The sequence below is a fragment of the Bradyrhizobium sp. th-b2 genome, assembly GCF_000426785.1.
GTDB classification, from domain to species: domain Bacteria; phylum Pseudomonadota; class Alphaproteobacteria; order Rhizobiales; family Xanthobacteraceae; genus Bradyrhizobium; species Bradyrhizobium septentrionale.
The window spans coordinates 1-3,897 of sequence record NZ_AUGA01000181.1; the positions used below are offsets into that span (position 1 = coordinate 1).

The window sequence follows — 3,897 nt, forward strand, 5'->3', positions numbered from 1 at the left end:
GGTCGCGTTCATCTACTTCGTCGCGGACGCCGTCTTTTCCTATGTCACACGGCCGATCACCGTTTGGATGGCCAGACAGAGGCTGCTGCAACGCGTGCGGCTTTGGGTTGCTTCGTTGCCGCCGTATCCTTCGCTTGTCCTTTTCGTGGTACCGATCATCATCCTTGAGCCGGCAAAACCCTTGAGCGGCTATTTGATCGGGACCGGGCATTTTTTCGCAGGAGCTGTCACTTTTATTGTGGCGGAAGTCTTGAAGCTCACCCTCGTGGAACGGCTGTTTCAGTTGAATAAGGAGAAGCTGCTGTCGATCCCATCATTTGCGTGGGGATATCGGTATTGGCGAGCTATGATGGATAAGGTCGAATCGCTCGCAGTCTGGAAGACGGCTAGAAGGGTGGCTGTTCAGGCCGGGAAGGCGCTGCGTACAACTTTTCGCCGTGCTCGAAGCGACCGCGCATGGAGGATTGATCGCTCGCGAGTTAGCTGAACGATCCCATGCTCGTGCTTCCATCGCCAGGGAAGCTGAAGAAGTTCACTCGCACAGAGAGGTCGGAATTAATAGGAGTGCCGCTAAACGCGAGATCACAAATCTTTTGGCCGCCAAAATCGAGCGCCAAAACTTTAGGAGGTCCATCGCTTGGTACTCAATTCAACGATCTCAGTCGAATGCTTCCGGAACATGGCGATCCGCTTGCTTGTGAAGTCTGCAACTAGACTGGGAAGTTCAAGGGGCGCCCTAATCGTCGCAAGCCTTTGCGCGAACTCAAAAGCAAATTGCATGTTGGCTTGTGTCATTTCCATTAGAATCGCTTGATAAGCTCGTATGTTTGTGTGGGCTGAGGAAAAGAAATCAATCTCTCTCTTTGAATCGTCCTCCGTCATCTGATTGAAGCCATCTTGTAAGGCCGGGTCCGGATTCTTAACAAGAAGCTGCGGATCATCAGAGAGGACGTCTACTTGTTGTGGGTCCTCATGACGCTTTGGTGGCGGTTCGGTCGAATCTGCGCTAGCGGAGCGCGGAACACTCGCTTTCGGGCTTCTGACAATAGCTTGGGCGGCCCGTTGGGCTTTTGCTGCTGTTCTCGGGCCGCGAGCCTGCTTTGACGCCATTGCCGACTTGCGCTTACTCATCTGACAACTCCAATGGATTATTGGTCGACCATAAGATAGTTGGACAGACGACAACAAATTGTGCGGAGCAACGTTCCGAAGGCCATCTCGCTGGAGCGTGCTGACCTTTGAGGCTATGTATCGTCTCGTCCGGCGGAGATCAGTCCCGGCAAACCCCGAATTGCCGCGTGGCTCGTCATTTACGTGATGGGCGTGACTAAGACGACGCCGATCCCATTGGCAATCAGGTCTTGGCGTTCTCTTCCGCAAGCACCCGGTCGCGCAAGGCCGTTGGGCAGCGTTCGCCGCGCCGGCCAAGCTCGATAACTCTCGCCGCGATCGTCTCGCGAGCTCCGGCGTCTCCATTGATGTGAAGGGCGGCGCAGATTTCCTCACAGGCCAAGGACATCGCCTCAACATCGCTGGGCTCAAATGCCCCGGCGAATACGAATGGAAGGATGCCACCCATGCTAACTCCTCGGTTTACGCGACGCCTTTTGGTTCGACATTTGCCCCAGCAACCAAGTAAGCGCGCCTCTTGAGCGGGAGTCTGAGCTGTTTTGCTCACTCCGCGGCCGGCGAAACGTGCCAAAATCCCGTTGGAACCGGGCCGCTCCCTTCAAGTTCAATAGTGGTTAGTGCTGCCGACCACACCCAACGCGGTGGCCCAGCAATAACACGGCGGCCCCGCGGCTGGGGAACGGCCGGAACATACGGGCGGAGCTACATATGAAAATTGCGCAAATTGCTCCGCTTTTTGAAAGTGTGCCGCCGCGGCTCTACGGAGGGACTGAGCGGGTCGTTGCTTATCTGACCGAGGAGCTGGTACGGCAGGGGCATGACGTGACGCTGTTCGCGAGCGAAGATTCTATCACTTCCGCCGAACTCGTTCCCTGCACGCCTCGCGCGCTACGCCTCGATTCCTCCGTCCGTGACGCACTTCCCCATCACATGATCATGCTGGACAAGGTGCGCGAGCGCGTCGACGATTTTGACATTCTGCATTTTCACGTCGACTATTTGCACTTTCCGCTGTTCCAGTCTGAAAGCAATCGCGCGCTCACGACGCTCCACGGCAGACAGGACCTCGCCGATCACATGCCGTTCTACCGGCGATTTTCACACATGGCTCTAGCCTCAATCTCGAACGCGCAGCGCGCGCCACTTCCGGGCGCAAACTTCGTTGGCACTGTCTACCACGGGCTGCCGCTCAACCTGCATACTCCCCGCTTCGACGGGCATGGCGGGTACCTGGCCTTTCTTGGGCGAATCTCGCCGGAGAAAAGGCCAGACCGAGCCATCCAGATTGCCCGCGCCGCGCGTCTTCCGCTGAAGATCGCCGCCAAAGTCGACAAGGCTGACGAAGCATACTTCCGGGATTTCATCGCGCCAATGCTCGACGGCGGCGGGATCGAGTTCATCGGTGAGATTAATGACAACACTAAAAGTGAATTCCTCGGCCGAGCCGCCGGGCTTCTTTTCCCGATCGACTGGCCTGAGCCTTTCGGCCTGGTGATGATTGAGGCGATGGCCTGTGGCACGCCGGTCCTGGCTTTCCGTTGCGGATCAGTGCCGGAAATCGTCGAAGACCGCCTAACTGGCAGAATCGTCTCGGACGTCGACGAAGCCGTGCGCGCGATTCCGGAATTGCTGGGGTTGGACCGGATAGCCATACGTCTTCGCTTCGAAGAGCGATTCTCCGCAGCGCGGATGGCTTCGCACTACGTCAAGATCTATCAGAAGATGCTGCGTGCGCGGGCCGCGTCCCAACTTCAGCTCTCCGCCCTGAAGGCAAGTTTTTCTGTCGCGAATGAACATGGCCTGGAGCCCGCCTCGTTCCCGGCTGTGGGCGAAGAGAACTGAGCTCACGCTTCCCCGATCAGGGCGGCCGGCGTTTTGATGATAGTCTTCCGACCTGGCCCGATCAGTTTTTGGCGGGCGCAGAACAAAGGACAATTCAATGAGCAAACCGATTCAGGGCTATGTTCGCGCGGACGTTCCATTGAATGTTTTGGATACAAGTGTTCGCAAGTCCTCCACTAGTCCACTCGCCGGCGTCCTGCAAATTTCGACTGAAGACGGCGTGTTTCGTCTCGCGATAAGCGGCGACACGGCCAAGGACCTTCGGATAGATTTGGATCAATTCCTAGCACAGGAGTAGAGCAGCGCTCGCACAGTCTCGGGGCAATTCCCGTACCATAGACTGCCAAACTCTCGACGGAGGATATAGCTCCCCGTTGCGCAAGAAGGAACATTGGATAGCTCAACTCCGGCAACGGACCAAGCACGCAGACAAGCTCCTCGTCTGCGGCATCGTCAGAGCGGCCCGGCATGTCCCAAAAGGGCCAAGAGGCGACATGGCATCGCATGAACAAGAAGGCCACCAACTGAGGAGCCTTATTGCCTTGTTCTGTGGGAATGCGCCGGTTGATCGCATGCCCCACAGAAGAAGGTGTTACAGAATTCCAAGCGACTAAAGCCCGCAGGAATGGCCTCCACCCTAAAATCAAAGGCTCCCTTTTTGGCCTTTGAAAGACGGGCAGCCCCTGTCATTCCACAGTTCGGGCATGAAACTAACTCGGTCCACTGATCGCTGCCCTGCATCGTGTAGACTCTTTCACTGTCGAATAAGCGCGTGGCGCGACGGTTGTCTGATCAGTGCCGCTTACGTCGGCGCACGCAATCCCGGCGGGGAAAGCCACTCGCTGATGTGAGAGGCGGTCTCAGCCTGCCGTGCCTGGCGGATCATTCTCTCTCGTTCGATCCCGAGTGGAGTGCCTTTCGCTG

General features: G+C 57.0%; 5 protein-coding genes. 3 read left to right on the plus strand and 2 right to left on the minus strand.

The genetic code is table 11. The features are described 5' to 3' along the window. On the plus strand, positions 1-487 hold a 487-nt coding region (locus K359_RS63885; RefSeq protein WP_035978489.1), incomplete at its 5' end, for a hypothetical protein. Positions 488-621: 134 nt separating this feature from the next. Here the strand turns inward: K359_RS63885 and K359_RS62785 are convergent. Together K359_RS62785 and K359_RS0147170 are read right to left on the minus strand one after the other, a co-directional pair. Beyond that, positions 622-1,131, minus strand: coding sequence for a hypothetical protein (locus K359_RS62785; protein ID WP_029085166.1), 510 nt, complete (start codon positions 1,129-1,131; stop codon positions 622-624). 223 nt (positions 1,132-1,354) lie between these two features. After that, entirely contained in the window at positions 1,355-1,579 is a 225-nt protein-coding gene (locus tag K359_RS0147170; protein WP_029085167.1) for a hypothetical protein, read from the minus strand. 260 nt (positions 1,580-1,839) lie between these two features. On the opposite strand from K359_RS0147170, the gene K359_RS56410 reads away from it, so the two are divergent. Continuing rightward, a complete protein-coding gene (locus K359_RS56410) occupies positions 1,840-2,973 on the plus strand; it encodes a glycosyltransferase family 4 protein (RefSeq protein ID WP_051346843.1) in 1,134 nt (377 codons plus the stop codon). A 97-nt stretch (positions 2,974-3,070) separates the two neighbouring features. Continuing rightward, on the plus strand, positions 3,071-3,271 hold the full coding sequence (locus K359_RS0147180; protein WP_029085168.1) for a hypothetical protein: 201 nt from the start codon (positions 3,071-3,073) through the stop codon (positions 3,269-3,271). Positions 3,272-3,897: the final 626 nt, after the last annotated feature.